Origin of the sequence: Bacillus sp. B4EP4a (assembly GCF_006680105.1) — a bacterium.
Taxonomy (GTDB): Bacteria; Bacillota; Bacilli; order Bacillales; family DSM-1321; genus Peribacillus; species Peribacillus simplex_E.
Window position 1 is genome coordinate 12,764 of record NZ_VHIK01000067.1, and the last position, 26,367, is coordinate 39,130.

26 protein-coding genes and 1 pseudogene are annotated in these 26,367 nt (G+C 38.5%); 22 read left to right on the forward strand and 5 right to left on the reverse strand.

The features are described 5' to 3' along the window. The first annotated feature begins 5 nt into the window (after positions 1–5). From FNK51_RS24610 to FNK51_RS24625, 3 genes are all read left to right on the forward strand, one after another. Positions 6–821, forward strand: coding sequence for an ABC transporter ATP-binding protein (locus tag FNK51_RS24610; RefSeq protein ID WP_141995017.1), 816 nt, complete (start codon positions 6–8; stop codon positions 819–821). 20 nt (positions 822–841) lie between these two features. After that, complete coding sequence (locus FNK51_RS24615) at positions 842–1,666, forward strand: ABC transporter permease (RefSeq protein ID WP_141995018.1); 825 nt, start codon at positions 842–844, stop codon at positions 1,664–1,666. Between the two features lie 602 nt (positions 1,667–2,268). Further along, entirely contained in the window at positions 2,269–3,165 is an 897-nt protein-coding gene (locus FNK51_RS24625) for a DMT family transporter (protein WP_098372877.1), read from the forward strand. A 176-nt stretch (positions 3,166–3,341) separates the two neighbouring features. Here FNK51_RS24625 and FNK51_RS24630 read toward each other — a convergent pair whose 3' ends face one another. Together FNK51_RS24630 and FNK51_RS26985 are read right to left on the reverse strand one after the other, a co-directional pair. Continuing rightward, a complete protein-coding gene (locus tag FNK51_RS24630) occupies positions 3,342–5,126 on the reverse strand; it encodes a laminin G domain-containing metallophosphoesterase family protein (RefSeq protein ID WP_141995019.1) in 1,785 nt (594 codons plus the stop codon). Between the two features lie 209 nt (positions 5,127–5,335). Continuing rightward, positions 5,336–5,680 (reverse strand): hypothetical protein, encoded by a 345-nt coding sequence (locus tag FNK51_RS26985; protein ID WP_220127005.1) that lies wholly within the window; start codon positions 5,678–5,680, stop codon positions 5,336–5,338. Between the two features lie 351 nt (positions 5,681–6,031). Here FNK51_RS26985 and FNK51_RS27420 point away from each other — a divergent pair. Both FNK51_RS27420 and FNK51_RS24645 read left to right on the forward strand, forming a co-directional pair. Then, positions 6,032–6,371, forward strand: a pseudogene (locus FNK51_RS27420) (class I SAM-dependent methyltransferase); the annotation flags it as partial. Between the two features lie 149 nt (positions 6,372–6,520). Next, the gene (locus tag FNK51_RS24645; RefSeq protein WP_141995020.1) at positions 6,521–7,072 is read left to right on the forward strand and encodes a GNAT family N-acetyltransferase; all 552 of its coding nucleotides are present in this window, start codon (positions 6,521–6,523) and stop codon (positions 7,070–7,072) included. A 338-nt stretch (positions 7,073–7,410) separates the two neighbouring features. On the opposite strand, the gene FNK51_RS24650 is transcribed toward FNK51_RS24645, so the two are convergent. Beyond that, entirely contained in the window at positions 7,411–7,737 is a 327-nt protein-coding gene (locus FNK51_RS24650) for an antibiotic biosynthesis monooxygenase family protein (RefSeq protein WP_141995021.1), read from the reverse strand. A 63-nt stretch (positions 7,738–7,800) separates the two neighbouring features. Between FNK51_RS24650 and FNK51_RS27425 the strand changes: the two genes are divergently transcribed. The 9 genes from FNK51_RS27425 to FNK51_RS24690 all read left to right on the forward strand — a co-directional run bounded on the left by FNK51_RS27425 (position 7,801) and on the right by FNK51_RS24690 (position 16,131). Further along, positions 7,801–8,346 carry a nucleotidyltransferase domain-containing protein gene (locus FNK51_RS27425; protein ID WP_286178874.1) on the forward strand — a complete coding sequence of 182 codons (546 nt, stop codon included), beginning with the start codon at positions 7,801–7,803 and terminating at the stop codon, positions 8,344–8,346. A gap of 13 nt (positions 8,347–8,359) precedes the next feature. Next, positions 8,360–8,797, forward strand: coding sequence for a hypothetical protein (locus FNK51_RS27430; protein WP_286178875.1), 438 nt, complete (start codon positions 8,360–8,362; stop codon positions 8,795–8,797). A 60-nt stretch (positions 8,798–8,857) separates the two neighbouring features. Further along, positions 8,858–9,409, forward strand: coding sequence for a dihydrofolate reductase family protein (locus tag FNK51_RS24660; protein ID WP_141995022.1), 552 nt, complete (start codon positions 8,858–8,860; stop codon positions 9,407–9,409). Between the two features lie 192 nt (positions 9,410–9,601). Next, positions 9,602–10,567 carry an alpha/beta fold hydrolase gene (locus FNK51_RS24665; RefSeq protein ID WP_141995023.1) on the forward strand — a complete coding sequence of 322 codons (966 nt, stop codon included), beginning with the start codon at positions 9,602–9,604 and terminating at the stop codon, positions 10,565–10,567. A gap of 18 nt (positions 10,568–10,585) precedes the next feature. Further along, complete coding sequence (locus FNK51_RS24670) at positions 10,586–11,257, forward strand: response regulator transcription factor (RefSeq protein WP_098372960.1); 672 nt, start codon at positions 10,586–10,588, stop codon at positions 11,255–11,257. After that, complete coding sequence (locus FNK51_RS24675; protein ID WP_141995024.1) at positions 11,254–12,246, forward strand: sensor histidine kinase; 993 nt, start codon at positions 11,254–11,256, stop codon at positions 12,244–12,246. The genes FNK51_RS24670 and FNK51_RS24675 overlap by 4 nt, the downstream gene beginning before the upstream one ends. Before the next feature lie 206 nt (positions 12,247–12,452). After that, positions 12,453–13,322: a cation diffusion facilitator family transporter gene (locus tag FNK51_RS24680; RefSeq protein ID WP_141995025.1), complete on the forward strand. Its 870-nt coding sequence runs from the start codon at positions 12,453–12,455 to the stop codon at positions 13,320–13,322. 457 nt (positions 13,323–13,779) lie between these two features. Then, a complete protein-coding gene (abc-f, locus tag FNK51_RS24685; protein WP_141995026.1) occupies positions 13,780–15,408 on the forward strand; it encodes a ribosomal protection-like ABC-F family protein in 1,629 nt (542 codons plus the stop codon). A gap of 300 nt (positions 15,409–15,708) precedes the next feature. Beyond that, a complete protein-coding gene (locus tag FNK51_RS24690; protein ID WP_141995027.1) occupies positions 15,709–16,131 on the forward strand; it encodes a VOC family protein in 423 nt (140 codons plus the stop codon). A gap of 196 nt (positions 16,132–16,327) precedes the next feature. Here the strand turns inward: FNK51_RS24690 and FNK51_RS27640 are convergent, their stop codons facing one another. Both FNK51_RS27640 and FNK51_RS27645 read right to left on the reverse strand, forming a co-directional pair. Continuing rightward, on the reverse strand, positions 16,328–16,903 hold the full coding sequence (locus FNK51_RS27640) for an AAA-type ATPase lid domain-containing protein (RefSeq protein WP_353617977.1): 576 nt from the start codon (positions 16,901–16,903) through the stop codon (positions 16,328–16,330). Next, positions 16,876–17,739 (reverse strand): sigma 54-interacting transcriptional regulator, encoded by an 864-nt coding sequence (locus FNK51_RS27645; RefSeq protein ID WP_353617978.1) that lies wholly within the window; start codon positions 17,737–17,739, stop codon positions 16,876–16,878. Before FNK51_RS27645 ends, FNK51_RS27640 begins: the two co-directional genes overlap by 28 nt. Positions 17,740–18,153: 414 nt before the next feature. Here FNK51_RS27645 and FNK51_RS24700 point away from each other — a divergent pair, with 414 nt between their 5' ends. The 8 genes from FNK51_RS24700 to FNK51_RS24735 all read left to right on the forward strand — a co-directional run bounded on the left by FNK51_RS24700 (position 18,154) and on the right by FNK51_RS24735 (position 26,264). Continuing rightward, positions 18,154–19,395, forward strand: a complete 1,242-nt coding sequence (locus FNK51_RS24700) for an MFS transporter (RefSeq protein WP_286178882.1) — start codon at positions 18,154–18,156, stop codon at positions 19,393–19,395. A 110-nt stretch (positions 19,396–19,505) separates the two neighbouring features. Continuing rightward, positions 19,506–20,726, forward strand: a complete 1,221-nt coding sequence (locus tag FNK51_RS24705; RefSeq protein WP_141995029.1) for a M20 family metallopeptidase — start codon at positions 19,506–19,508, stop codon at positions 20,724–20,726. Positions 20,727–20,827: 101 nt separating this feature from the next. Beyond that, on the forward strand, positions 20,828–22,471 hold the full coding sequence (locus FNK51_RS24710; protein ID WP_141995030.1) for an amidohydrolase: 1,644 nt from the start codon (positions 20,828–20,830) through the stop codon (positions 22,469–22,471). Between the two features lie 409 nt (positions 22,472–22,880). After that, complete coding sequence (locus FNK51_RS24715; RefSeq protein ID WP_141995031.1) at positions 22,881–24,209, forward strand: PTS sugar transporter subunit IIC; 1,329 nt, start codon at positions 22,881–22,883, stop codon at positions 24,207–24,209. Further along, positions 24,202–24,498: a hypothetical protein gene (locus FNK51_RS24720; protein ID WP_098372892.1), complete on the forward strand. Its 297-nt coding sequence runs from the start codon at positions 24,202–24,204 to the stop codon at positions 24,496–24,498. The genes FNK51_RS24715 and FNK51_RS24720 overlap by 8 nt, the downstream gene beginning before the upstream one ends. Beyond that, positions 24,495–25,577: a DUF871 domain-containing protein gene (locus FNK51_RS24725; protein ID WP_141995032.1), complete on the forward strand. Its 1,083-nt coding sequence runs from the start codon at positions 24,495–24,497 to the stop codon at positions 25,575–25,577. Before FNK51_RS24720 ends, FNK51_RS24725 begins: the two co-directional genes overlap by 4 nt. Positions 25,578–25,607: 30 nt before the next feature. Beyond that, positions 25,608–25,913 carry a PTS sugar transporter subunit IIB gene (locus FNK51_RS24730; protein WP_063234623.1) on the forward strand — a complete coding sequence of 102 codons (306 nt, stop codon included), beginning with the start codon at positions 25,608–25,610 and terminating at the stop codon, positions 25,911–25,913. Between the two features lie 24 nt (positions 25,914–25,937). Then, positions 25,938–26,264: a PTS sugar transporter subunit IIA gene (locus FNK51_RS24735; protein ID WP_098372895.1), complete on the forward strand. Its 327-nt coding sequence runs from the start codon at positions 25,938–25,940 to the stop codon at positions 26,262–26,264. The last annotated feature ends 103 nt before the right edge of the window (positions 26,265–26,367 follow it).

Below are 26,367 nucleotides of genomic sequence, written 5' to 3' on the forward strand. Positions count from 1 at the left end.
GTAAGATGGAAAATGCACAACTGGAAAATTTCAAATTGTCCACTCGTTTTTTGGATGTTACTTACGTTAACAATAAAACTGGTGCAGAAGTGATTGCCCTGCAGAATATAAACTTGAATATCAAAGATGGTGAATTTATATGTATTGTAGGGCCGAGCGGCTGTGGGAAAACCACTTTTTTAAATACTGTAGTTGGATTACTTAAGCCAAGTAAGGGAGAAATTCTATTAGATCAGCAAAAAATTGATGGTCCCGGCAAGGACAGGGCAATGGTTTTTCAAAACCCGAGCCTTTTACCTTGGAGAACAGTTTTGGAAAATGTTCTCTATGGTGTTGAACTGCTAAAGCAATTAACGGCAGAGAAGAAGGGAGAGGCTAAAGAATTTATTGAAATGGTCGGTTTAAAAGGTTATGAAAATCATTATCCCCACGAATTATCAGGGGGGATGCAGCAAAGGGTAAACTTGGCTCGAGCATTAACGGTAAACCCGTCCTTAATATTACTGGATGAACCATTTTCGGCATTGGACGCACAAACCAGGGAGTTTATGCAAGGTGAGTTACTTAGAATATGGGATGAGACAAAAAAGACAAGTCTTTTTATTACACACCAAATTGATGAAGCGGTATTTTTAGCTGATAGAGTTTTTGTTTTTGGGGCAAGACCAGGACGTGTAGTGGAGGTTGTCGATGTTGATATACCTAGACCTAGAGATCTCCACGTGAAGCGTAGCCCGGAATTTTTAGAGTTTGTAGATCATATATGGTCCATTATTGAACAGGAGTCTTCAAAACAAGGTTTCGATAATAAAGAAAAATAATAAAGGGAAAGGAGAATAATATGACGAAGGGTACGATCCAACTAACACAATCAAAGCACAAGATAAAAAAGGCGAAGAAAATAAAAAAAGAAAAGAAGTCATTTTTTATCAGTATTGCTTCTGTTTTAATATTCCTGTTGCTTTGGGAAGTTGCCTCTCAAAATGAATGGATAAATCCATTGTTCATTAGCTCACCAATTGAAATTGCCCAAGCGGCAGTTTTAATGGTCCAAGAAATTTCTTTTTGGGAAAATATGAAAGTAAGTGGTTACGAATTTATTGCAGGCTTTGTTTTAGCAATACTTATTGGAATTCCAATTGGTGTGTTATCGGGCTGGAATTCTAACTTTAATGCAGTCGTTAACCCTTTCATTTCAGGATTATATGTAACGCCTAAAGTCGCCCTTTTACCAGTGATCATAATTGCATTCGGAATAGGACCAGCATCAAAAATTGTTATAGTATTTTTGATGGCCTTCTTTCCAATAGTGATGAGCGCTCAAAAAGCTATGTTAACATTAGATCAAAACTTAATAAAAGCAGCAAGAACATTTAGTGCAAGTGAATTTCAAATATTTAAAACAATCGCTTTGCCTTCGACGGTACCATTCCTTTTAAACGGTATTCGCTTAGGTATTGGTCAAGGATTAATTGCTGTAGTTGTAGGTGAATTATTCGCTTCGACAGCTGGAATCGGATATCAATTGACAAGCAATGGTCAAAATCTACAAACAGATCGCATGTTTGTTGGAGTGTTGGTCATTACTATTACGGGAATCATTCTTACTTCATTATTAGGCATTATTGAAAGACGCTTTTCATCTTGGAAACCAGAAAATAGTTAATGAAATTTATAATATAAACGTTATTTTTGCAGTATTGCTTCACAAAATGGTTACAGTGTAAAAGCCCCAAGACAATATTTCAAGTAAGCTTAAATTTGGAAAAGGTAATTGTAAACGAGTTTGTAGACAAAAGGGGTTCCTTCTGAATATTTAAACATAGTTGATTGGAACGGAAGGTACGAGACTCCTGCGGGAAAAGCGCGTCCAAGGGAGACCCCACAGGCGCCAAGAGCGCCGAGGAGGCTCCCGGAACGCCCGCGGAAAGCGAGTGCCTGGAGTGGAAATCAACGTTCATATTTTACACTCCCTCAAAAAAATGTAGGTAATCTTAATATCGAGTTTGTCTGCAGTCTGAACAAAAGGTGCTTCCTATACGAAGCACCTTTTGTTTAGCATAATTTTCAAACCTATTCCATCTTTAAATGAAGATTTCCAATTCAATCCCATATGGAAGGGGATTTCTTCAGCGATGATTACATCTCGGAATGTACTCTTATTCGTTATTTTACTGTTCCACTTCACAGCAAGATAGAAATTTTATTGAAGTTCTCACGTATCCATGATACCTTCAGTTTATAGTGATTGGTTGGGAGGAATAGGTTTTGAACACTAAGGCGTTTTTATTGGCATCTATTACAGTTATTATTTGGGGATCTACATTCGCTGCTATTCGTGCAAGCTTACATGGCGGGTATTCAGCCGGCCATTTGGTACTTGTTCGTTATCTTATAGCATCAGGGATTTTTGTCCTTTATGCTCTATGGCCTGGGGTGAAATTTCGACTCCCGAAAAAAGAGGATTTGCTGAGGATATCGATCCTTGCATTTATTGGTATTAGTATTTATCATATCGGGGTTACATTCGGGGAACAAACCGTTTCGGCGGGAACGGCTGGAATGCTGATTGGTTCAGCACCTGTCTTCATCGCGATCATTGCTGCATTCGTTTTAAAAGAACGCCTCGGCCTATTCGGTTGGATTGGTTTAGGCATAGGATTCATAGGGATCACCTTAATAACATTAGGTACTGCAGGCCCTTCCCTGAATATTTCTGAAGGTGCCTTTTTAGTGCTGATGTCTGCTATTGCTTCTGCAGTGTTTTTTGTTTTCCAAAAGCCACTGTTTAGCCGCTATAATCCGATTGAATTGACAGCCTATTTCACATGGATCGGTACAATACCCTTTTTCATATTTTTTCCTGGGCTATTTCAAGAAATTCAACATGCTACAATGGAAGGTCATTTATCAGCGATTTTTGTTGGTATTTTCCCTGCAGCCATCGGTTATGTAACTTGGGCAGTCGCACTATCATTAGGAAAAGCCAGTTCCGTTTCCAGTTTGTTATACCTTGAACCTGTGATTGCCATTTTCGTCGCTTGGGTTTGGCTGCGGGAAGTGCCTAGTACTCTTTCAGTCATTGGCGGCGGAATTGCGATATTAGGGGTTCTTGTCGTTAATGGGTTCGGAAAGTATAAATCAGTAATGAAAAAAGCAGCATGATAGTTCTTTAAACCAACTGGAAAAAATCGCAGCATTTTAAATTCATCATGAAGAATGAACGTTTATCCTTCTTGAACGACTCAACACATAGGAGGGCACCCAATAAAGGAATTCACCCAGGTTGCTGAGATCAATCAGTTACACCTGGGGAATTGGATTTTTTCCTCCTCTTTTAATTACTTAAAATTAAATCTATTTTTAAAGTCCCAATCCAATTTAAATGAATTATTTTCACCTGTTAAAAATTTATAATCGATATAGGATTTTTCTTTTTTAGACATTTCGTCGACAAAGGGCGAATAGGTTCGGAATACCAATACATTTTTCTTTTCATCAAATTCTACAAGTCTTAGCCAGCCATTACCCCCTCGATAATTCGTTTGGTAATTGACCAGCATTTGAATGACATCATTTCCTGCTGAATTTTGTTTTACCCGATGTGCTATCCCAAAATAATGTCCATTAACCGTCATGAACACTTGATTATGGTCCTTTACAAGTTCATCCCAAATCAGCCGGCCATTAGACGACTCGACGGCGATGGTTTTATCATCCTTAACCTTCGGAAATATAATATCATGTGAGACAAGGATTGTCGGTTTATCTTTATGCTGATCCAGAACCTTTTTTGACCATTCCAGGTCCTTATGCAGATTTTTCATATCCACTATTAAAACTAAGTATTCATAACTCCCTGCCTTAGCGATTGCATATGAGCTATACCCAGAGGGAGACGACCCCTTATAGTATTTTTTATTCAAAAAACGCTGCGGCCCATAATGTGTTAAGAAAGGGTCCCCGGCCGCATAGTCATGATTCCCGGCCGCCATCATATATGGAACATCCTTTTTATCCAAGAGGGAAATGGCACCGAGGGAATTCTGCCATTGTTTTTCTAAATCACTATCGACTATGTCCCCAACAAATGTATTCATGATAATATTGTTCTTCTTGGTGTTATTGGAAATCCAGTTCATTTGGCTATTAAATATCTCTGGATTTTGGCTTGAATATTTCTGGGTATCTGGTACAAAAAGAAAATTATAATTCTTTTTATTCTTTAGAAAGGGTAAAGCTTTGTTTGATCCTTCGAATGGTTCATCGTCACGGGCATCCTGCACAAGCCATTCTTTTTCGGTTAAAGCCTTATTAGCAATTCGTATTTCCTGGATATTCCCTTTGAATAGTGCATTAAACTTATTTCCCCACTCAGATGCTCCGATGTTCCAGCCTTTACCATTAACTGCTGCAATACCTATTACTTTTTCTGATTTTCCGTAATCACTTATGCCATTCAAAGTTAAAGTCGTCGTGTTACCATCATTAACAACTGCCAAATGGTACCATTCCTCAGCGTTTAAAGATCGAGACCAATTGCTTACATTATAATTTAAATTAGATGGATGACTTGTCCAGTGGATTTTTTGATCACTGGATACAGTTAAAGCAGAAAGGATTTTTTTCTCGCCTTCCATTTTATTAAGATCGGCCGCCTGTCCTTGTCTAGAAAAAAGCCCCATGACACTCTTGGAATCACTTGGCAACTTAAAAATCGCTTCAATGGTAAAACCCTTATCGAATTTCTCCGAATTGATAGGTGCATTCTTTTTGGTTTTGAAATACCTACCTGAAGGGGCGTTTTCATAGTTAGCGAACTTCAAGCTATCCACTTTTTCTTGATCATGATAATCTTCTTCAGACCATTGAATCATATTTTTTAATTCAGGCGAGGCAGGATCACCTATCGTCACTAACTCTAAATCGTTTCCATGTTTGCTTGTATCTTCTATAATTAAATTACCTTTATCGATTGTACCGCTTTTAACATGTTGTTTTGTGAATTTCCAATTTGCTACGATATTGCTTCGATTATTTTCAGCAACGGAATCAGCCGATTTGGCAATACCAGGAACAATCATACATAAGAGTGAGAGACCTATTATTGCTTTTTTCATTCTCATAAAACATTCACCCCATTAAATTTTGATTAAGCGATATCATTTATCCTTTTTAACTACCTGGATTAATTTGTAGCGAACTAAGCCTAGGTAGATTCCGTATAGCTGCAATATGGTATAGTTTGCTTATCTTCTCGATAACTTATTAAGGATGGGTAAAAAAGACTTATTCTTTTAAAGGACATCAGGAGATAAGTCCTAAATTGTACGAATTATCTTGTTGAAATTACAACTAATTGTCGAAAGGGATTAAGATCAATATCAATATGAAGGGTTTTGTTTGCAGTAATTTGAACTTCAGATGGGGAGGTAGGAAAACAAGCATACTGGTAATTGGAGTTATTGGACAAAACGAAGAAAAAGCAAAAAAAGAGACAGCCATAAGCTGTCTTTTTTTCACCACCTACAAATCCAAGTCCAACCAAATCCGGGAGCCCATACTCTCCTACAGCGTGGAATCCATTGTCCGTGTTCCCAATGACCGCCGCCATGACCACCACCGTGTCCGTCCCAATGACCGCCGCCATGACCACCACCGTGTCCGTCCCATTGGCCACCGCCATGGCCACCACCGTGTCCGTCCCATTGACTACCGCCCGGGCCAGGTATTCGTTCTCCATCTATATAATAATGCACATTATTAGGGTAATAAGCGTAATTATAATTATACATTCAAGAAATCCTCCTTTTTTGTTTACCCTTTCAGACTATGTACAAAGGGTGGGAAGCGTCCTATATGGACAATGATGGACAACAAAACAGGGCTGCCTATTTATTGTTGTCAAAATAAAAGACAACAATATTAATGGCTGTTTTTTTTTTCCTCATATTGAATTTTAAACACTATTGGTGCTTAAGTTGTTTTGTAATAATAATAAGAAAAAATTATCCCTCTTTGACTTAACAAAACTTTTGTTTTCTCGGTTGAACATCCAATCTTTACTTCCCGCAAAGAACAAGCTTGGTATGTAGATGATCGCGGAAATCATTTGCATTGGCCAGTTGACAATTATCAATTCGAAGGTGTGAGAGAAACAACCTTCTTAACCGATAACGAATTAAAGTATCATCGTACGATCTCAACATAGATAAATGACTTGATTGGTGCTGGTTTCAGCGTATGATCCGATGCCTTCTGATGAATTGTTAAAAAGTGTTCCTGAAATGAACGATGAAAATCGAAGGCCCAAGTTTTTAATGATTTCAGCAGTAAAGGAAACGAATTCTATAAATGAAGGAATCAAGTAAACGGAAAAAATGCGTCTCTACGAAAGTAGGGACGCCTTTTAGCTATTATCATTATTTCTTTATACAATAAAGCGTTGATTATCGGCTTTAATTAGGTAATGATTAAATCAGTAACGTATGGAAAAGGGACTTTGGGGGAGGGAAAGTGGATGGAGAAGGAATTTCCGCTTATTGAAACACGACGATTGATCTTAAGGGAAGTAACAATAGAAGACGCGGGTGATATGTTTAAATATTTATCTGATATAGATGTAGTGAAGCCAATGGGATTAGATCCGTGCCAAACAGTAAATGACGTATGGGATGAAATTAAATGGTACGAATCTATATTCCAGGAAGGTACGGGAATCAGATGGGGAATTACATTAAAAGATTCCGGTAAGGTTATAGGAAGTTGCGGTTTTCTGAATATGGTCACCAAGCATCATCGAGCTGAAATTGGATATGATTTATGTAAAGATCATTGGGGAAAAGGCATTGCTAGTGAAGCATTGGAAGCTGTTGTTATGTATGGCTATCGCCACTTTCACCTGGAAAGGATTGAAGCTTTAATTGAACCCGATAATCACCCATCCCAAAAACTCGTGGAAAAACAAGGATTTAGAAGAGAAGGATTGCTAAGGCATTATGAATATACATGTGGCAAATTCGATGATTTATATATGTACTCACTCATAAAAGAAGATTTAGTGACCTTTTAATTCATTGTGAAGACCGCTAAAAAGGCGGTCTCAGTTTGTCGACAAAAGTGGTTTGGAATTAAAATATTCCGAACCACTTTTGAAACTCCCTTTGAATTTTTGCCTAAAATTAAACAAATCCCGAAGGTATATTGAATGAAAGTCAGTTTAACTGCCCGCGGAAAGCGAGTGCCTGGAGAGGAAATCAACGTTCAATTTGTACATACCCCTAAAAAAACTGCAGGCAAACTCACTTTTCTTCGAGTTTTCTCTACAGTCCGAGACCGCTAAAAAGCAGTCTTTTTCTATAGCTGAAAATTTCGAGAAAAACCATCTATGTACATGAAATCTTAGTTTCCTCACTTACTTGTATAATCTCTTTCAACTTTGCAAATTCGGGTTGAGTATGACGAGTACCAATCTTTCATACCTTTTTCTTGTGCCTTTTTGTGAGCGGCATTTTCTTTCCAAAGCTTTATGGCATCCAGGGACTTCCAATAGGATACGGTAATTCCTAACCCGTTTTGATCTCTTACGCTTTCGACTCCTAAATAGCCATCTTGTTGAGCGGCAAGTTCATCCATGAATTCCGCGGTTGAATTGTAGCTTGCGGCATCCTTATCGCTTCTTTGAGAAGTGAAAATACAAGCGTAATAGGGTGGTTCGGGAGTTTTTGCAAGAAACATGAAATGATGCCTCCTTTTAACTTAATATTCAAAATAATACCACATTGGTGAGAACATGGATAGATGCCAGGTAAAGCGGTTCCTGGATATCCGCCAAGAAAACAAGGAGGTAAGAAGCGGTATATATCACAGACACGGCAATTCTTCGGAAGGGATTCTATTCTTGATTCACGAATATATATTACTTTGATGGTTTTACAAAAAAAGGAGATGGTTTTGTGTGCGGGATTTGTTAGCAAACATATAGAAAGAGATGCATTTTTACCGAAACAACGAGATATTCTTTTGGTAAATGCATTAAAAGATTTATCAGCAGATCCTGGCGTTTTGGCTATTTACATAGCCGGTTCATTAGCAAAAGGAAACCATGATAACTACTCTGATATAGATTTGCACACCATTGTTATTCCAAAACGGAAAGCGGAATTTTTAAAGGGAAAAAGGGATAGAGCCAATAATTGGGGTGATGTTTCCTTTCACGAAGACTACAATCCTTCCTCACCGTATGTCGTCACTCATTATGATACATTTGTGAAAGTGGATAGCTGGTATCACGCACCTGAGGAAATTGTACCCTCCATTTGGTTAAAAGAGGTAAGTTCTTTATGATCCTTTTAATATTATGAGTCATGTTATTAATGAATCCGCAAAACAAGTGTATAAACCTTCACCGGATGAAGTTGAACATTGGAGAGGAAAGCTGCTTGCCTTTGTCCATGAAACCTACAGAGCCGTCATGAGAAGAGAAATGTTATATGCACTATCCAATCTTGATAAGATACGGTGGCTGATTGTGTCTGGGTGGTATATGGAAATCGAAGAACATGTAGACGGACCCTATGGAGTATGGACAAAAATCGAAGGCAAAAGAAGTATATTAGCTGGAAAGCAATTATCCCTATTGGAAAGTTGGGATTGTGGCCGCGATTCAAATGAAATTATTAAAACGTTGAGATGTATGACCCCAGAATTCCTTAGACTAAATAAATACCTATGTACGCAAGTGGGTGTCGAAATAAATGAAGACCATATCAAAAGAATAATGGATATGGTTATCTGATAGTTATAGGACACTCGTTGTTCGTGTAAAATGTGTAATCACTATTGGAGGGATGACTAAGTGGCAGAATTGGTATATCATGTAGCGGTTTCACTGGACAATTTCATTGCCGATCAAGCAATGTTGGATGGGAATATCAATCAATCCTTTTTCTTATTTGAAGGAGATCATGTCCCAGACTTTTTATCCGATATCCAGCAATATGAAGCGGTGTTGATGGGAAGTAAAACATATGAATTTGGATTTCAATTCGGAGCTAAACCGGGTGAACCGGGTTATAAGGGCTTGAAACATTATATATTTTCGAGCTCTCTTCAGTTTGAATCGAATGAGGAGGTAGAACTTATCGACGGAAACGCCGTTGCGTTTATTGAAAATCTCAAGAAGCAAAGTGACGGAAAGCTATGGCTTTGCGGGGGAGGAGAATTGGCTGGAACGCTATTAAAACATAAACTCATTGATCAATTGGTGCTGAAAGTGAATCCAGTCATAATCGGTGAAGGCATCCCTCTTTTCGGCAGCGTTAAGCCAAGTCTAAAATTAGATTTAGTTGAAATGAAACAATATCCAAACGGAGTGATTAAACCTACATATAATATTATTTATCCTTAGGAATATGGTGGAGGGATGCTATTACTTCATTCGGAAAGACTTTCCTTCAATAGTTTGGGCTGCTTTGGAGCAGCCTTTTTCTAATGAAATTCACTGTTATTAAAAGTAAAAGTGAAAATATACAAAGAAAATTTATTAGAAATTTATTTTTAACATATATCCTTTCAGTATCACTTGAAAGGGGTTTTCTCTATGAGGAAAATGTTGAAAGTATCAAAGAATATATTTTTTACCTTGATTGTTATTATCATTTTTGTAGCAATAGCTGTTTTTATTTACCATAATTATCAAAAGGGCAAGGAGTCTTCATTAATTAGTGAAGGAACATCCGTTAATTTTAATAACAAAGAAATTAATGTATATACGGAAGGCAGCGGTGAGGATACATACGTTTTTATGTCCGGTTCCGGGATTGCTGCTCCTGTTTATGAATTGAAAGGACTATATAGTAAGTTTGCAAAAGAAAATAAGATTGCAGTCATTGAAAGAGCTGGATATGGATACAGTGATGTTTTTCACGATGATAGGGATATTGATACAATATTGGAACAAAGCAGGAAATCGTTGATGGAAAGTGGAAATAAACCTCCTTATTATTTGGTTCCACACTCAGTATCAGGTATCGAAGCTATTTACTGGGCACAAAAATACCCAAGTGAAGTAAAGGGAATCATTGCTTTGGATATTGGTTTACCGCACCAATATGTAACTCATAAAATGGGTATGGTAGATTCATTGACTGTAAGAGGAGTGAATATTTTAACGAAAATGGGTTTGCATCGTCTTGTTCCTTCTGCTGTTTATAATCCCGAAGTGATTCGGCAATCATTCTTAAGTGACCATGAAAAGGAAGTGTATAAAGCACTATCATATAAACAGTTTTTTAATGATGATATGGAGCAAGAGCTTTTACAGAGTTACAGTAATGGGAAAAAATCAGTTAACTTGCCGATTCCAAAAGGAACACCCATTTTATTTTTAGATGCGATTGCCGATGAAAATAAGGATTCAAAATATACAAAACAAAAAAATGAAGATTATGAGGAGTTTGCAGAGAAACTATTAAAAGCGGATGTAATAAAACTGAAAGGGACGCACAGCATTTATTTATATGTGCCAGATGAGATATATGATCTTGCCATGGAATTTATCAAATGAATAAAGAAAGGCTTTATGATGAAAAGATATAATATTTTAATTGTTGAAGATGATTTGATGATTGGTGATTTATTGAAAAAAATTTTGCAACGCGAAAAATACAATGTACGTTGGGTGAAAGAAGGAAAAGATATTATAGATATAATCCATGAGATGGATTTAGTCATTATGGATGTTATGCTGCCAGGAGATGATGGCTATCAAATTACAAAGAAAGTAAAAAGTCTAGGTTTAAATATTCCAGTTATTTTTCTATCCGCCCGAAATGATATGGAAAGCAAACTCCAAGGTTTGACAATTGGTGAGGATTATATGACTAAGCCCTTTGATCCTAGGGAGCTATTACTAAGAATGCAGAAATTGCTGGATCATCAATATGGTACTTTCACGCAAATTAAGCATATATATATAGATGCCGAACATAAAAAGGTATTCAATAATGACTTGCATAATGAAGTGGTTTTTACTGCGATAGAGCGTAAAATATTTTTCTATTTATATGAAAATAGGGATCGGATCTTAACGAAAGAACATTTCTTTGAACATTTATGGCAGCTCGAGGATAGGAATCAAAATATCATTAATGTACATATAAAAAAAGTTAGAACAAAAATCAATGATAACACCGGTGAGATCATCCAAAATATATATGGAGAAGGGTATAGATTGAATACCTATATAAAAAAATGAAATTAAAGAAAAAATACCAGCTATTATTATTTATCGCCGTTATTAGCGTGCCATTTATATTACTGTTAATCAGTATCCTTATGTCAGTAATTTATGACTTGGCCTTTAAAACCACAAATGATGACATTCCTTTTCATGAATCATTTGCATATCCTACAATGCTTGGGGTATTCATTTTATCATTATTATTGTTAGCCTTCTTATTTTCCAAATCTATTAACTCGCTATTAAATAAAATAAATATATTGAATGAAACCATCAGGAATTTAGCTAGTGATAAGGAGATTCCGAATATATTAGAGATTAAAAGCAATGATGAAATCGGGAAATTAACTAAATCGGTGAACTTATTAATAGAAAGAACGACCTATCGGGAATTGGAACTAAAACACCAGGAGGAAATGAAAAAGGAACTCTTAAATAAATTAAGGCATGACATCAATACACCTTTAACAGCAATAAGATTACAATTGTTTTATTTAGAAGGTCAATATACGGATCAAGTTCCACTTTCACTATATCAACAAATTGATTATATTTCCGAATTAACAAATGAATATAATATTCAATCCACAGATGCGTTAGATAATTCTTATATCTTAAATGATGAAGTGAACATGCACGATTTAATAGAAATGATGGTTAAAAAATGGGGTTATTTGTATAACATGCATGGTATTGAATTAATTTATCATCCATTAAATGGAGAGTTGGAATGGATAAGTAATGACTTGTGGCTTCAAAGGTTATTCGATAACGTTTTCCAAAATGTGTTGAATCACTCGAGGGCTGATAAACTTGTGATTACCATTGAAAATAATGGACTCAGTATCAAGGATAATGGAATTGGTTTTGATATCGATAGTAAAAGTAAGGGGCTTGGCTTAAAAATAATTGAGGATATAGCTAAAACACTAAATATAAAATATAATTTGCAATCAAACGAAAGCGGAACTTTATTTTGTTTTAAAGTTGAAAAAACGATATAAATCTCACTTAATTCATTATTTATGCGGCGTTAACATCCGGGGATTTTGACAAGGGTTCATCAATGTTTTTCTTTTCAGATAGTTTGCCTTATGCAACATAGTTATATATCACTTACTTATATAAAGCGATACAAAAAGGTTGCTATAGACCCACCCATTTTTAAGTTGATATGATATTCAGGTACTTAATTGTGGGGGGAAGTTGAATGGAAGAACAAAAATATAATGACCTCAAATTAGGCGAACGTGGTGCAATCATTAGTATAATTGCTTATATTTGTCTATCAATAATGAAACTGGTTATAGGATACATAAGCGACTCAGCGGCCTTGAAAGCGGATGGTTTGAACAACACGACTGATATTGTCGCGTCCATTGCCGTGCTGATCGGTTTAAGGTTAGCTCAAAGACCCCCCGATAAAGATCATGGTTATGGTCATTGGAAAAGCGAAACGATTGCTTCGATGGTAGCTTCATTCATCATGTTTGCTGTTGGTGTACAAGTTTTAATAGACGCCGTTGCTTCCATGCTTAAAGGTGGAAAGGAATCACCTGACATTATTGCAGGGTATGTAGGTGTTTTATCAGCAATAGCCATGTATTTTGTATACCGATATAATAAAAAGCTTGCTATAAAAATTAATAGTAAAGCCGTTATGGCAGCTTCAAAAGATAATATCTCGGATGCTTGGGTAAGTATCGGAACAGCTATTGGGATTTTTGGTTCCCAATTAAATATGCCTTGGCTGGATTCCCTTACTGCCATCATTGTTGGATTATTAATATGCAAAACAGCCTGGGAGATTTTCATTCAAGCCTCGCATGAACTTTCAGACGGATTTGATGAAAATAAAATTCATCTATATAAGGATGTAATTACAAATGTGGATGGAGTCAAGGGGATAAAAGAAATTAAAGGGAGAAATTACGGGAATAATGAAGTGATTGATGTTGTCATCCTTGTCAATTCTACCTTGGATATTAAAGAAGCACATGATATAGCGACGCATGTAGAGAAAGTGATGATGAAAGATCATGGAGTATATGATGTTCATGTCCATGTTGAGCCCAATTAATTCTCTCACTTTTTTATGAGCATCAATCAAAAAAAAGGAATAAAATGGCTTTACAAACATATGAATAATATGCAATCATTAATTCATTACATTGGAAGGAAAAGGTACCTCATACAATGAAGCAGTAATCTTATCAAATAAACAGTAAATCTAAATCTATATCAATGGGTGTAATCGGTTAAATATGTTCAATGAAAATACGCGTCACTTTGTTTGCTTACCGGATTTATTGGTGAGTAAAGTAAATCACTATTTCATTTGAACAATACTCTTTTTAGATACCCTTGTGAGATTTTTTATGATTATGTTTAGAGATGGGATTCGTCTGTTCGTTTATAGGTACTAATTTATATACAACTGCTTTATCTGTTATCAAATCAGATGAGATATATTTGGTTTATGTATATTAATTTAGTAACAGGCGATCTCTCTCTAGAAAAATAGAGGGGGATTTTTCATGTTATTTTTAAAAGCGAATGATTTAAAGAAAAGTTACGGGAACCGTGAAGTTCTTTCCGTTGATGCACTTCATCTTTACAGCCATGACCGTGTTGGTTTGGTTGGTAGGAATGGAGAAGGTAAAACGACCTTGCTTTCTATTCTAGCGGGCATGAGGGAACCCGATACCGGTCATATAGAGAGCTATGGAACAGTCGGCTATATCCCGCAAATTGAAGAAACTGAACAAGAAATAAGCGGGGAGTTAACGAGCATATGGAAACTGCCCAATGAGAATCAAGAAATCATAAGCGGCGGAGAACTTACTCGAAGAAAAATCGCCGCAGCTCTGTCTTCCAATGCGGATGTATTGATTGCGGATGAACCTACCAGCCATTTGGATATATCCGGAATTGAACAATTGGAAAAGGATTTAAAGTCTTTTAATGGCGCTATTTTGCTTACTTCACATGATAAAACTTTCTTAAATCATCTGTGTACAACAATATGGGAAGTCGAGCAAGGCAAGGTAACTGTATATGAAGGGAATTACGAAGCGTATATCAAACAAAAGCAAGCAAAAACAGAAATGGAAAATAAGCAATATGAAGAGTACACCCGTGAAAAGAATCGGTTGAAACAGGCTGCACAAAACCTCCAAGCCAAATCTGATTCAATTAGGAAAGCCCCTAAACGAATGGGCAATTCAGAAGCAAGGCTCCATAAACGGAGCTCCGGGAAACAGAAGGCGAAATTGAACCGTTCTGCTGAAGCGATTGAAACTAGAATCGAAAAATTAGCAAAAAAAGAAAAACCGAGGGAAGATTCCCCTATAATCTTTGATATTTCAGAATTTCCATCTTTGCATAGCAAAAGGGTCATTCGATTTAATGGCTGTTTCCTGAAAGTCGGTTCAAGGATGCTGAAACAACATATTTTTGGAGATGTCCCCCTAGCTTGCAGACTCGCCATCAATGGTCAAAATGGTTCAGGAAAAACGACATTATTGAAAAAGATAGTGGAGCGGCACTCAGATTTATATGTCGCGAAGCCAGCAAAGATTGGATTTTTTGCCCAACAACAAGAAAATTTGAATGAAAGTAAAACGGTTCTTGAAAATATATTGGAGGACAGTCCCTACAATCAAGCATTTATTCGTACGCTATTATCACGATTAGCTTTTAAAGGAAATGATGTTCACAAACAAGTATCACTTTTAAGCGGTGGGGAAAGAGTCAGGGCTTCCCTAGCAAAAGTTTTTTTGGGAAACTATAATGTATTGGTTTTGGATGAACCTACAAATTACCTGGATATTCAAACTAAAGAGGCTTTAACCGATGTGTTAAAGGCGTATCCAGGAACCATCGTTTTTGTGACTCATGATCGTTCATTGATCCAATCGCTTGCAACACATTCACTTTCATTTGAAGATGAACCTCCGAGAGTAAGTGCTATCAATCAGAAATCAACTAAATCGGCTACGCTTAAAGATGGTAATCAAGATAAACAGGCTGAACTTCTTATGATTGAAGTGCAAATCATCGAGACACTTGGGAAACTGTCCAGTGTTATGAAGGAAGAGGAAAAAGAGGAATTGGTTAGGGAATACCTCCTACTCTTGAACAAGAAAAAGGAGCTCGAAGATTAAGGGCCATCCATTAAAGGCCCCTCTCAATCGAGAGGGACTTTTTAATGGATAAAGAGCGGTTAAAGTAGGTAGAGAGTTATTTTACACTTAAAATACCAATAAAATGGATTAGTAAAATTAATGGAAAAAAAGATGGGGAATGTTAAAATTAACCAAGTGTATAAAGGAGGGACTCATTTATTAGGACTCGTTTAATTCGATCATTTTAGATTGACAAAAAATTTGTTTACTTTGATCTGGTTTGAACTACATGCATTGGTAACCAATAGAAGGAGAAAGTAAGTAAGAAGGGGGGCAATCATGAAACCACGTATTACTGTAATTACATTAGGTGTGGATGATTTGGAAAAATCGCTGGAATTCTATCGGAAAGGCCTTGGATTTCAAACTGAAGGAATAGTGGGCAAAGAATTTGAGCATGGAGCCGTTGCCTTTTTTGACCTGCAAGAAGGCCTAAAGCTTGCCATTTGGAGTCGAAAGGATATAGCGCATGAGGCCAAGGTTCCTTTGTCTCCGAAAAGTCCTACTGAATTTACCCTTGGTCACAATGTAGGTAGTAAAGAGGAAGTGAATATTGTGTTGGAAAAAGCAAAAAAAGCTGGCGCGATCATAAACGATCCGGCACATGACACTTTCTGGGGAGGGTACTCTGCACACTTTCAAGACCCTGATGGACACCTTTGGGAAGTCGTTTGGAATCCACAGTGGGATATTAAAGAATAATGAAAGCCTGGTTGGCAGCGTCATCTCCAGAATAAGGAGAATGCATAAAGCGAATGAGGTAAAAAATTGAAAAAAGCACTTTACCTAGGGGTTAAGTGCTTTTTTATTGCAACAAAGCATGACTTTGGGTTGGTCCCTCACACTGTCAAGGTTTCCTAACATTTTTATCAGTTACGGCGGCATCTACCGTTCCAGCTTATTTTTCTTCTTTTGTAATCGCATATTTCGCCAACCTGCGCATAAATAATGACTGAGTAACGCCCAGTGCTTTTGCCGCATCGCGGGTTGTTTTATGATGATGGAATGCTTGTGTGATCATTCTTTTTTCGACGCTTTCCAAAACTTCATGTAAAGAATTTCCTGCATTTAAAGAGGTAGAAACGTCTTCGCAGACTGAATCGATCAAGCGTTTTGGCAAATCCTGAATTGCAACTTCATTCTCTTTTGCCATAATGACAAGCTGCTCAATTATATTTTCCAATTCCCGTACATTTCCAGGCCAATGATAGTTTTGAAGCACTTCGACCACTTTTGTAGAAAGCACTCGTTTATGGTTATGCAAGTAATTAAACTTCTCCAAATTATACTGAAGGAGACAAAAGATGTCTTCCTTCCGCTCACGAAGCGAGGGTATGCGGATCGGTAAAATATGGAGGCGATAATATAAATCAGCCCGGAATTTTCCTTCTTTGACCATATCCTCCAAATTACAATTGGTGGCTACAATGATACGCACATCGGCTTTTACCGTTTGGGAAGCTCCAATCGGCATGTACGTTTTATTTTGCAGCAATTGAAGGAGTTTGGGTTGTAAAGAATGTGAGGTTCGCCAATCTCGTCTAAGAAAAGGGTGCCTTTTTCCGCAAGTTTGACAAGTCCGGTTTTGCCGTTCGCATTTGCTCCGGTAAACGCTCCTTTTTGATAGCCGAACAGTTCGGATTCCAGGAGCAATTCCGGAATCGCTGCGCAATTAAGATGGATAAACGGACGATCTTTCCGGTCACTCAGATGATGAATACGTTCCGCTATAAGCGTTTTTCCAACACCTGTTTCCCCTGTAATAAGAACGGTCGTTTCCACACAGGCAACTTTTTCAATTGTTTCCTTGAGCATATCATAGACCCGGCTTTGTCCGATAAAAAAAGGGACTTCTTTGGTCCGTACAAGTTTCGCTTTGAGTTTTTGTAATTCTTGTAAATAATACCGAAAAGCAGAATCCAATTCTTCAATTTTAATTTGAGAACTGTAACCGACGAAATCTGGAATATCATAACCCAATGTGACTGCATATTTTGGTTCATCATTCTTGTCCAATATGAGATGTCCTGTAATTACCCCTGTTCCTTCTCCACCTTGTTGAATGACGCTGACATTTTGTTTCTTATCTAAAACTATTTTTGCAACAGATGGCTTGAAGAACCCCTCTTTTTCCAATTGTGAGACGTTTTTTCCGATTAGCTCCTCTTTCTTTTTCCCAATCAGCTTACAGCTCATGTCGCTAACAAAAAGAATCATACCGTTCTTATCGGTTATATAAATAGGTTTATTCATGAAGTTCATGATTTTGAATAAATATTCCGGTTCGATGGTTGACATATTCTGATTCATCACTTGTCTCTCCTTTGATAACGGATGGATCCACCGTTTATTTTGAATCGAAAATAATTCAAAGTTCATCATTATTTTGAGTAGCGTTGATTCAATTTCGATTCATTTGAATCGATTCATAAAAATTATACTCTAAATATTTAGAAAATTCACATAAATAAACCCGTTTACGTCCTTTTTTCATTGTAAAGTGATCTTTTTCTTGGCATAAAACTTGCATAAACAATTTGGTGTAAAGGAGGTAATGAGATCCATAAGAAAACAAAAAATAATGCACTTGAGTTAGTAAATTCGTAAAGAACTAAATTGAAGAACTGTCGTAAGAGGAAGTTGCCTTTTTACAGAAACTTGGTGCAAGCTGCAATCCATTATTTGCTGGGCATCATTAAGGGGAGGTTATGATTTGTGAAGCGTATGGCTGTTCAAGGGGACAACAGGAAGTTCATTTTGTCTCTCCTATTTGTGGGTTATATGGTTTCTTATATGGACCGGTTAGTTATGACTCTTGCTGTGGTACCGATCGGTCAAGAATTCAATCTTAGTCCGGCCGCCACGGGAACAGTAATCAGCGCCTTCTTCTTGGCTTACGCCATCATGCAAATTCCGGCCGGCTGGCTGACAGATCAGTTGGGTTACCGAAGGGTGATTATTTTTTCTATTGTCCTCTGGTCGCTTTTTACAGTCTCCACCGGTTTCGCTTGGTCGTTTACCGCTTTAATCGTGATTCGTTTTTTGTTCGGAATTATGGAGGGGGGATATCCTGCTGCCTGTGCAAAAGCCATCGCTGAGTATTTCCCTCAGAAAGAACGAGGTAAGGCACAGTCCATCTTAATGTCATCGAATTCGTTTGGCGGTCTAATTACGGGTGTTCTTGTGCCAACACTCCTGATCTGGTTAGGCTGGAGGAACGTGTTCTTTGCTCTTGGAGCAGCAGGTGTGATTATTGGAGTACTGCTTTGGAAATACATTCGGAGTCCGATTCAATTGGAAGAAGCAAAAGAACAACAACCAGTAAACAAGGATTCCATGCTCTCTTTATTGAAAATTCGTCAGACATGGGCATTGGTCCTAACGTGGTTTTCAATCAGCATTGCTTCGTGGGGCACGTCTTCATGGTTGCCTATGTATATGGTAACAGAACGCCATTTAGATTTGGTTTCCGCAGGGTTGTTGGGACTCCTTCCGACTACGGCCGCAACTCTCGGAACGGCAGCGGGTGGTTGGTTACTGGTCAGATTTTCCGGTAGGGAGAAAATGTACTTTTTAATGAATGGACTTTTTTACACAGTATTTTTATTTTTAGCACTCTTCGCACCTAATGTTGGAATGGTCTTTACCTATTTGACACTGTCATCAATCTTTTATGGTTTTGTGTTTAGTGCAGTATACGCACTCCCTCACAAATTGTTTGACAAGAGTGTGATTGGTTCCGCGATTGGAATTATGAATCTGGGATCGATGATTGGTGGATTCATTGCACCGATCATGATGGGTGTACTCATCTCAGCATTAAAAGGTTCTTACGACGGCGCTTTCTGGTTCTTAATTGCGAATGGTTTGTCCTCCGCGCTGTTCGGACTAACCATTCGAAACAGCAATCATGTTTCTCACGTGGACGTGACTGATCAAATACAGTCGAATGTCAAAGTAAAATAGTGGTCTTTGGCTAATGGGAATACAAATTTAGTAAGGTGGAACGGAAATGTTGATCACGAATATCAGCAATCCGATGGATTAATGCTATAACAAATAACGGGGTGGTAATGATGCTAAAAAACTTATTTAGTAGACTTCAAGAGGTATATCCGGAGTTGGTTAGATTTCGCAGAGATCTTCATATGTATCCCGAACTATCCTTCCATGAGGTAAATACCCCAAAAAAGATCGCTGATGTATTAACAAACTTGGGATTGGAAGTAAGAACTGAAGTTGGCGGAAGAGGAGTAGTTGGAATCTTAAGAGGAGGGAAACCGGGCAAAACAGTAGCGCTGCGGGCGGATTTCGATGCATTGCCGATATCAGACGAGAAAGACGTGGAATACAAGTCCCGTATTTCTGGGGTGATGCATGCCTGCGGCCATGATGTTCATACAGCTGCTTTGATTGGAGTAGCCAAAGTATTAAGCGAAGTGAAGGATGAGCTCGAAGGAAATGTTGTCTTTATCCATCAGTTTGCGGAAGAGGTAATTCCAGGAGGAGCAAAGCCCATGATTGAAGATGGCTGTCTGGATGGAGTCGATGTCATTTATGGAGCCCATGTATCTTCCATTCTCCCGCTTAGTATGGTTGCAGTTGGAGAGGGATATATAATGGCGGCCGGGGATACATTTGAAATTGAGATTTATGGGAAAGGCGGGCATGGAGCAGCTCCTCATTTGACGGTAGATCCAATTGTGGTGGGCAGCCAACTGGTGCTCAATTTGCAGCAAATCGTCAGCCGCCGCGTTGATCCATCTAAAACAGTTGTTGTCTCGGTTGGTTCTTTTCAAAGCGGACAGGCTTCTAATGTCATTCCCGACACGGCTAAAATTACCGGAACGGTACGAACCTTCGAGGAAAGCGTTCAAGATTTGATAGAAAAAGCCATTGGGCAAATTGCAACATCCACCTGCGAAGCCGCAGGAGCCACTGTGAAATTTAAGTATGAGAAAGGATATCCCACTTTGTGGAATCATCCGGATGAAACAATAAAAGCGGACAAGTTAGCAAAAAATCTTCTGGGAGAGGAAAAAGTGATACAAATCCCGCCGTATACGTTAACAGGAATGGAAGATTTCTCCTTTTATCTACAGAAGGTTCCTGGAACATTTTTCTATGTGGGAGGTGGGAATCCGGCGATGAATGCGATATATCCGCATCATCATCCGAAATTTGATGTAGATGAAGAGTCAATGTTGTACATCGGAAAAATGTTTATTGCATTGGTTTTTAATTATCTCTCAAACAGTATAATTGATGCTGATTCTATGACTCAAGTAGAAGCTTAGTAGAAATCAATTACGTTTTGTAGGCTGAATTGGCTGAAAAACTAGAACCCCACAAAGCATAGTCATTAGAACTTGTTTATAGAAAAATAAGAGGTGATCGTATGTTTGCTGATGTTGTATTTTTAAACGGACAAGTCATTACCGTCGATTCGGACAATCGGATCGCAGAAGCAGTTGCCGTTAAACGTAACCGAATAGAAGCCGTCGGAACAAACAAGGAAATCAAACGTTGGATTGGAGAAAGCACCAAAGTGATGGATTTGCAAGGTAGGACTCTACTGCCAGGATTTATAGATTCGCATTTGCATCTACTCGGTTATGGACTTACAAGGCTAGCGATTAATTGCAAAGACGCATCGATTCAATCCAATGCAGATATTATCGGTGAATTGAAACTGAAGGCGGAATCTACCCCTGAAGGAGGGTGGATCGTAGCAGTAGGTTACAACGAAATGTTCATGTTGGAAGGGCGGTACCTAACCCGCAATCAGCTGGATGAGGTGTCGACGGAACACCCGATTCTAATTGTGCGACAATGTGGCCACATTATGATTGCGAACAGTAATGTGTTGGAATTGACAGGTGTAAACGACCAATCGGTCGATCCGGAAGGTGGAGTGTTCGGTCGGGACGAGTCCGGGAGATTAAACGGGCTGCTAGTGGAAGCAGCCATGGATCCGGTAAAACGTGTCATGAATCCGACGGAAGAGGTCTTGGCCAGAGCGGCGGAAATCGCTTCGCGCGATTTCGTATCGTTAGGCATTACGACAATTCATGATGCGGGTGGGTACGAGCCGGTCAATCTTCGCATCCTACAGCAAGCGGTTCGTTCTGGTCGCTTAAAGGTTCGGGTGTATGCAATGGTCGTTCACGAGCCTAACTTTATCCGAATGAGAGAGACGTGCCTGTCCACTGGGTTCGGCGACGATCGATTTCGTATCGGTCCGGCGAAAATCTTTATAGACGGAGCCAGCACCGCGCCGACGCTTGCGACGCGTCAGCCATATGAGACGAATCCGGAAGACAGCGGCATTCTGTACTACACGCAAGAGAATATGAACGACGCGCTCATCGCAGCCCATCGAGATGGTTATCAAATTACGGCTCACGCCCAGGGCGATCGGGCGATCGAGATGTTGTTGAATACGTTCGAAGAAGCGCTTAGACAATATCCGCGACACAATCACAGACATCGAATCGAGCATGCCGGTTTGGCGATGCCCGATCTCATCGAGAGAATGGCTAAATTGGGCATAGTGACCGTTCCTAACCCGAACTTTTTCACTGAATTTGGAGATATATACATTAAGCACTTCGGCGCTCGCAGCGACTATTTTTACCCAATTGGAGCCTGTTTAAAAGCTGGCATTGTCGTAGCAGGAGCCTCGGATAGCCCCGTCTCTAACTGCAATCCGCTTATCGGCATTCATGGGGCGGTCAACCGACTGACACCTTCCGGCGCGGTCATTGGGGAAGAGCAGAAAATCTCCGTCATAGAAGGGATTAGGCTGTACACCTGGAACGGAGCCTACGCAAGCTTCGAGGAAGACCAAAAAGGAAGCATCGAGGTAGGGAAATTAGCAGATTTGATTGTGCTAAACAACCGAATATTGGATGTAACAATCGACAGTATTGATCAATTACGGGTTGAAATGACGATGATTGACGGGGAAATCGTTTACGAGCTGGGGAAATCTCCGGATGCAAATGATGCGTTGGAAGAAACCATTAATTTCATTATGTAAATATTCAACTACGCTATATCATTCTATTTTTAATGAAAAGTGTAAAGAAAATATATGAATTTGATACTAGGAAAAGAAAAAAATGAGCTCTAGACTAGGCTAGTCTAGGGCTACAGATTGTCATAAAAAATTCCTTTTAAAAAAATGTGATTTCAAAAAAGAAAGCAGGAAATTGACAGTGATCAATTTCCTGTTTTTTTTGGTGTTCTTGGGGAGCTACGAGAAGGGTTTTTACCTATTTTTATCAGCAATGGCTATAAAACTGCACTATGTATTCCTATGATTTAAAAGTTTGTAACATAAACCATATTTTCAATAAAAATATTGACATAATCAATATAACGTTATAATGTTTATTTATTGGAATTGTTTGTTTTTTCAGACTCTTATTCAAAAGGGGGAAAGGTTATTGAATAGTTTTATGGGTTTACTCGAAATGAAAGTGCTTCCAGTCGCAAACAAAATTGGTTCACAAAGACATCTGCTGGCAATTAGGCACGGTGTTCTAGCAACACTTCCATTGACGATCATTGGATCATTCTTTGTTATTCTGTTGAATTTTCCGATTGATGGATATGACGAATGGATTGCACCTTATCGTGCCGCTTTGGATGTACCGTTTCGGTTTACAGTGGGAGCAATGGCTTTATATGCAGCTTTTGGGGTGGGGTCAGCGCTTGCAGGACATTATAAATTAGATCAACTCAGTGCAGGTCTTCTATCAGTCTTAGCTTTTCTGATTACATGTGTTGTGCCTACCCAAGTCATGGAATCCGTTCCAGGGGTGATAGAAGCGGGTCGCTGGTTACCTATCAGCTCTTTAAGCGCAGCCTCTTTATTCGGGGCAATCGTAACATCGCTGATTTCCGTTGAGATTTTTCATTTTTTGATTAAACGCGATATAAAAATCAAATTACCGGAAAGCGTTCCGCCAATGGTTTCGAATTCCTTTGCAGCCCTGATTCCAACATTGGTCGTGGTCCTTCTTTTCTGGGGCATTCGCTATGGTTTAGGCTTTGACATTAACTCGATCATCACTACTTTGGTGTCACCTCTCAAAAATTTATTGGTGGGTAATAGTTTAATAGGTGGTCTGCTTACAGTCTTTCTCATCGTTTTCTTTTGGTCGCTGGGTATTCATGGACCGGCAATATTGGGTCCGATCATACGGCCGATGTGGGATTCGGCGATTCTCGAGAATATGGATGCATTTGCAAGAACGGGTAATGCGGCGAATTTGCCCAATCTATTTACCGAACAATTCATTCAATGGTTCGTATGGATTGGCGGGGCGGGATCGACATTATCACTTGTTGTACTGTTCTTATTTTCAAAATCGAAGTATTTGAAAGAGCTGGGTAAACTGTCCTTTGTTCCAGGGATTTTTAATATTAACGAACCTATCATCTTTGGAGCGCCAATTGTCATGAACCCAATTTTAATGGTTCCGTTCATTGTTGCTCCCTTGGTAAATGTCATAGTTTCCTATACATTCTTTCAATTAGGGTTAATACCGATGATAATGGCTAAGCTGCCGTTTACGGTCTTTAGTCCCATCGCAGCTGTCATCAGTACAAATTGGACAATCATGGCCGGGGTTCTGGTTTTATTGAATTTCGTCATCTCTTTAATGATTTATTTTCCATTTTTCAAGATGTTCGAGAAGCAGCATTTACGTGATGAAAATAAAATAGAAGCTGGACCAGAAGAAAAGAAAGCGGGCATTAAATATGCTTGAAATAATATCCGCAACTCTATCATTTGTAGGGGCACAAATCATTTTTTTCCGAACAGGGCTAGGTGAAAAATTAACACCCTGGAAATCGGTTGGCCTGTCTATTTTAATTATTAGCTTTTCTATCTTTCTGTTTACCGCAATGGGATCGACTTATTATTTAATTGTCATTGTACCAACGATTATTTGTTCTGTAATGGTATCCTCCCGCTACCGCGACTATTTAATGGGATTACAGGCTAGACGGGATCAATGGAAAGAAAGTAGAAAAGGAGTGAATGATAGCTTATGAGAAGATTAGGTATTTCAATTTATCCGGAACACTCTACACCGGATAAAGACAAGCAATATATTAAACTTGCCCATAGTTATGGTTTTGAACGAATATTCACGTGTTTATTATCGGTTTCAAAACCATATGAAATTGTCATGGAAGAATATAAAGATATTATTTCTTATGCGAAAGCGCTACATATGGAAGTCATTCTTGATGTTGCTCCAGCTGTTTTCGACAAGTTTGATATTAGTTATGATGATTTAAGCTTTTTCGCAGAAATGGGAGCTGACGGTGTTCGTCTGGACCTTGGATTCGATGGCTTGAAAGAAGCTAAAATGACCTATAATCCTTATGGATTGAAAATCGAATTGAATATGAGTAATGACGTCGATTATTTATCGAACATTCTGACGCATCAGGGGAATAAAAATCAAATCATTGGCTGTCATAATTTCTATCCCCAAAAATTCACAGGTCTTCCTTACGACTTCTTCATCGCCTGCAGTAGACGTTTTAAAGAACATGGCATTCGTACAGCTGCATTCGTTACTTCACAAACCGGTGATATAGGTCCTTGGAATATAAATGATGGATTATGCACATTAGAACAGCACCGTGAACTTTCAATTGATGTACAAGCCAAGCATCTATGGGCAACGGGTTTAATTGATGATGTCATCATTGGGAATGCTTACGCGAGTGAAGAGGAATTAAGAATGCTGGGAACCTTACAGCGTGACATGATCGAGTTGAAAGTGGAACTCCATTCGGATGCGTCACCAATTGAGCAAAAGGTTGTGTTGGATGAATTACACCTTCGCCGTGGTGATATCAGTGAGTATATGGTCCGTTCAGTGGAGGTCCGGAAAAAATATGCAAATGAAGATTTTGCAGTCCGGGAAAGTATCCCACAGCGCAAAGGGTCCGTTTTCATCGGCAATGATTCTTTTGGGAAATACAAAGGCGAACTTCAAGTCATCTTGAGGGATATGCCATTGGATGAACGAAAAAATGCAGTCGCCCATGTTGTACAAGAGGAACTTTTTTTGCTGGATTATATTAAACCATGGGGCACATTTAGATTGATTAAATAACCTGAACCTAAATTTTAAGGAGGAATAATGATGAATATACTATTATGCTGTTCTGCAGGAATGTCCACTAGTCTATTGGTTAATAAGATGGAGAAAGCGGCGGTGGAAGAAGGATTGAACGTGAAAATCCAGGCTGTTGCCACAATGGAAGTAAGAAACCATATAGATGAGGTCGATGTTATTCTTTTAGGACCTCAAGTTCGTTATTTACTTAATGATATAAAGAAAATAGGGGATGAAAAAGGAGTACCTGTAGATACGATAAATCCAATGCATTATGGATCATGTAATGGCAAGGAAGTATTGCGTACAGCCCTTCAATTAATTTCAAAATAGCATACTATCATAAGGAGTGGTAAAATGACGAAAACGAAAGAGGATCTATCAGAATTATCATTTCAATTAATTCTCCATAGCGGGAATGCCCGCAGTTGTGCAATGGAAGCCATCACCTTGCAAAAACAAGGTAAATCAAGCGATGCCCAGGATAAATTAAAGGAAGCAGAGCATGAGTTTGTTGCTGCACATAAAATCCAAACCGCATTGATTCAACAAGAAGTGAATGGTGAGAAATTCGATATTCCAATGCTCCTGATCCATGCTCAAGATCACTTGATGACTTCCATGACAACAAAAGATTTAGCGATAGAAATCGTGGAATTACATGAGAAAACACAAAGGAACTAACAATATTCAGGAGGCTGCTACGGCAGCCTTTTTCTTATGGACATAACGGGTGAACTTGCACGAGAAGGCGACGATATATTTATTTAGCTTAGGTTCATGAACC

Excerpts from the sequence above, each read along its gene's own strand:
- FNK51_RS24735 (WP_098372895.1), top strand. The coding sequence starts at position 25,938 with ATGACGAAAACGAAAGAGGATCTATCAGAATTATCATTTCAATTAATT.
- FNK51_RS24610 (WP_141995017.1), top strand. The coding sequence starts at position 6 with ATGGAAAATGCACAACTGGAAAATTTCAAATTGTCCACTCGTTTTTTG.
- FNK51_RS27645 (WP_353617978.1), bottom strand. The coding sequence starts at position 17,739 with ATGAATCAGAATATGTCAACCATCGAACCGGAATATTTATTCAAAATC.
- FNK51_RS24680 (WP_141995025.1), top strand. The coding sequence starts at position 12,453 with ATGGAAGAACAAAAATATAATGACCTCAAATTAGGCGAACGTGGTGCA.
- FNK51_RS27640 (WP_353617977.1), bottom strand. The coding sequence starts at position 16,903 with ATGCCGATTGGAGCTTCCCAAACGGTAAAAGCCGATGTGCGTATCATT.
- FNK51_RS24710 (WP_141995030.1), top strand. The coding sequence starts at position 20,828 with ATGTTTGCTGATGTTGTATTTTTAAACGGACAAGTCATTACCGTCGAT.
- FNK51_RS24670 (WP_098372960.1), top strand. The coding sequence starts at position 10,586 with ATGAAAAGATATAATATTTTAATTGTTGAAGATGATTTGATGATTGGT.
- FNK51_RS24675 (WP_141995024.1), top strand. The coding sequence starts at position 11,254 with ATGAAATTAAAGAAAAAATACCAGCTATTATTATTTATCGCCGTTATT.
- FNK51_RS27430 (WP_286178875.1), top strand. The coding sequence starts at position 8,360 with ATGAGTCATGTTATTAATGAATCCGCAAAACAAGTGTATAAACCTTCA.
- FNK51_RS24665 (WP_141995023.1), top strand. The coding sequence starts at position 9,602 with ATGAGGAAAATGTTGAAAGTATCAAAGAATATATTTTTTACCTTGATT.
- abc-f (WP_141995026.1), top strand. The coding sequence starts at position 13,780 with ATGTTATTTTTAAAAGCGAATGATTTAAAGAAAAGTTACGGGAACCGT.
- FNK51_RS24725 (WP_141995032.1), top strand. The coding sequence starts at position 24,495 with ATGAGAAGATTAGGTATTTCAATTTATCCGGAACACTCTACACCGGAT.
- FNK51_RS24630 (WP_141995019.1), bottom strand. The coding sequence starts at position 5,126 with ATGAGAATGAAAAAAGCAATAATAGGTCTCTCACTCTTATGTATGATT.
- FNK51_RS24720 (WP_098372892.1), top strand. The coding sequence starts at position 24,202 with ATGCTTGAAATAATATCCGCAACTCTATCATTTGTAGGGGCACAAATC.
- FNK51_RS24645 (WP_141995020.1), top strand. The coding sequence starts at position 6,521 with ATGGAGAAGGAATTTCCGCTTATTGAAACACGACGATTGATCTTAAGG.
- FNK51_RS27425 (WP_286178874.1), top strand. The coding sequence starts at position 7,801 with ATGCCAGGTAAAGCGGTTCCTGGATATCCGCCAAGAAAACAAGGAGGT.
- FNK51_RS24700 (WP_286178882.1), top strand. The coding sequence starts at position 18,154 with ATGGCTGTTCAAGGGGACAACAGGAAGTTCATTTTGTCTCTCCTATTT.
- FNK51_RS24650 (WP_141995021.1), bottom strand. The coding sequence starts at position 7,737 with ATGTTTCTTGCAAAAACTCCCGAACCACCCTATTACGCTTGTATTTTC.
- FNK51_RS24615 (WP_141995018.1), top strand. The coding sequence starts at position 842 with ATGACGAAGGGTACGATCCAACTAACACAATCAAAGCACAAGATAAAA.
- FNK51_RS24690 (WP_141995027.1), top strand. The coding sequence starts at position 15,709 with ATGAAACCACGTATTACTGTAATTACATTAGGTGTGGATGATTTGGAA.
- FNK51_RS24730 (WP_063234623.1), top strand. The coding sequence starts at position 25,608 with ATGAATATACTATTATGCTGTTCTGCAGGAATGTCCACTAGTCTATTG.
- FNK51_RS24705 (WP_141995029.1), top strand. The coding sequence starts at position 19,506 with ATGCTAAAAAACTTATTTAGTAGACTTCAAGAGGTATATCCGGAGTTG.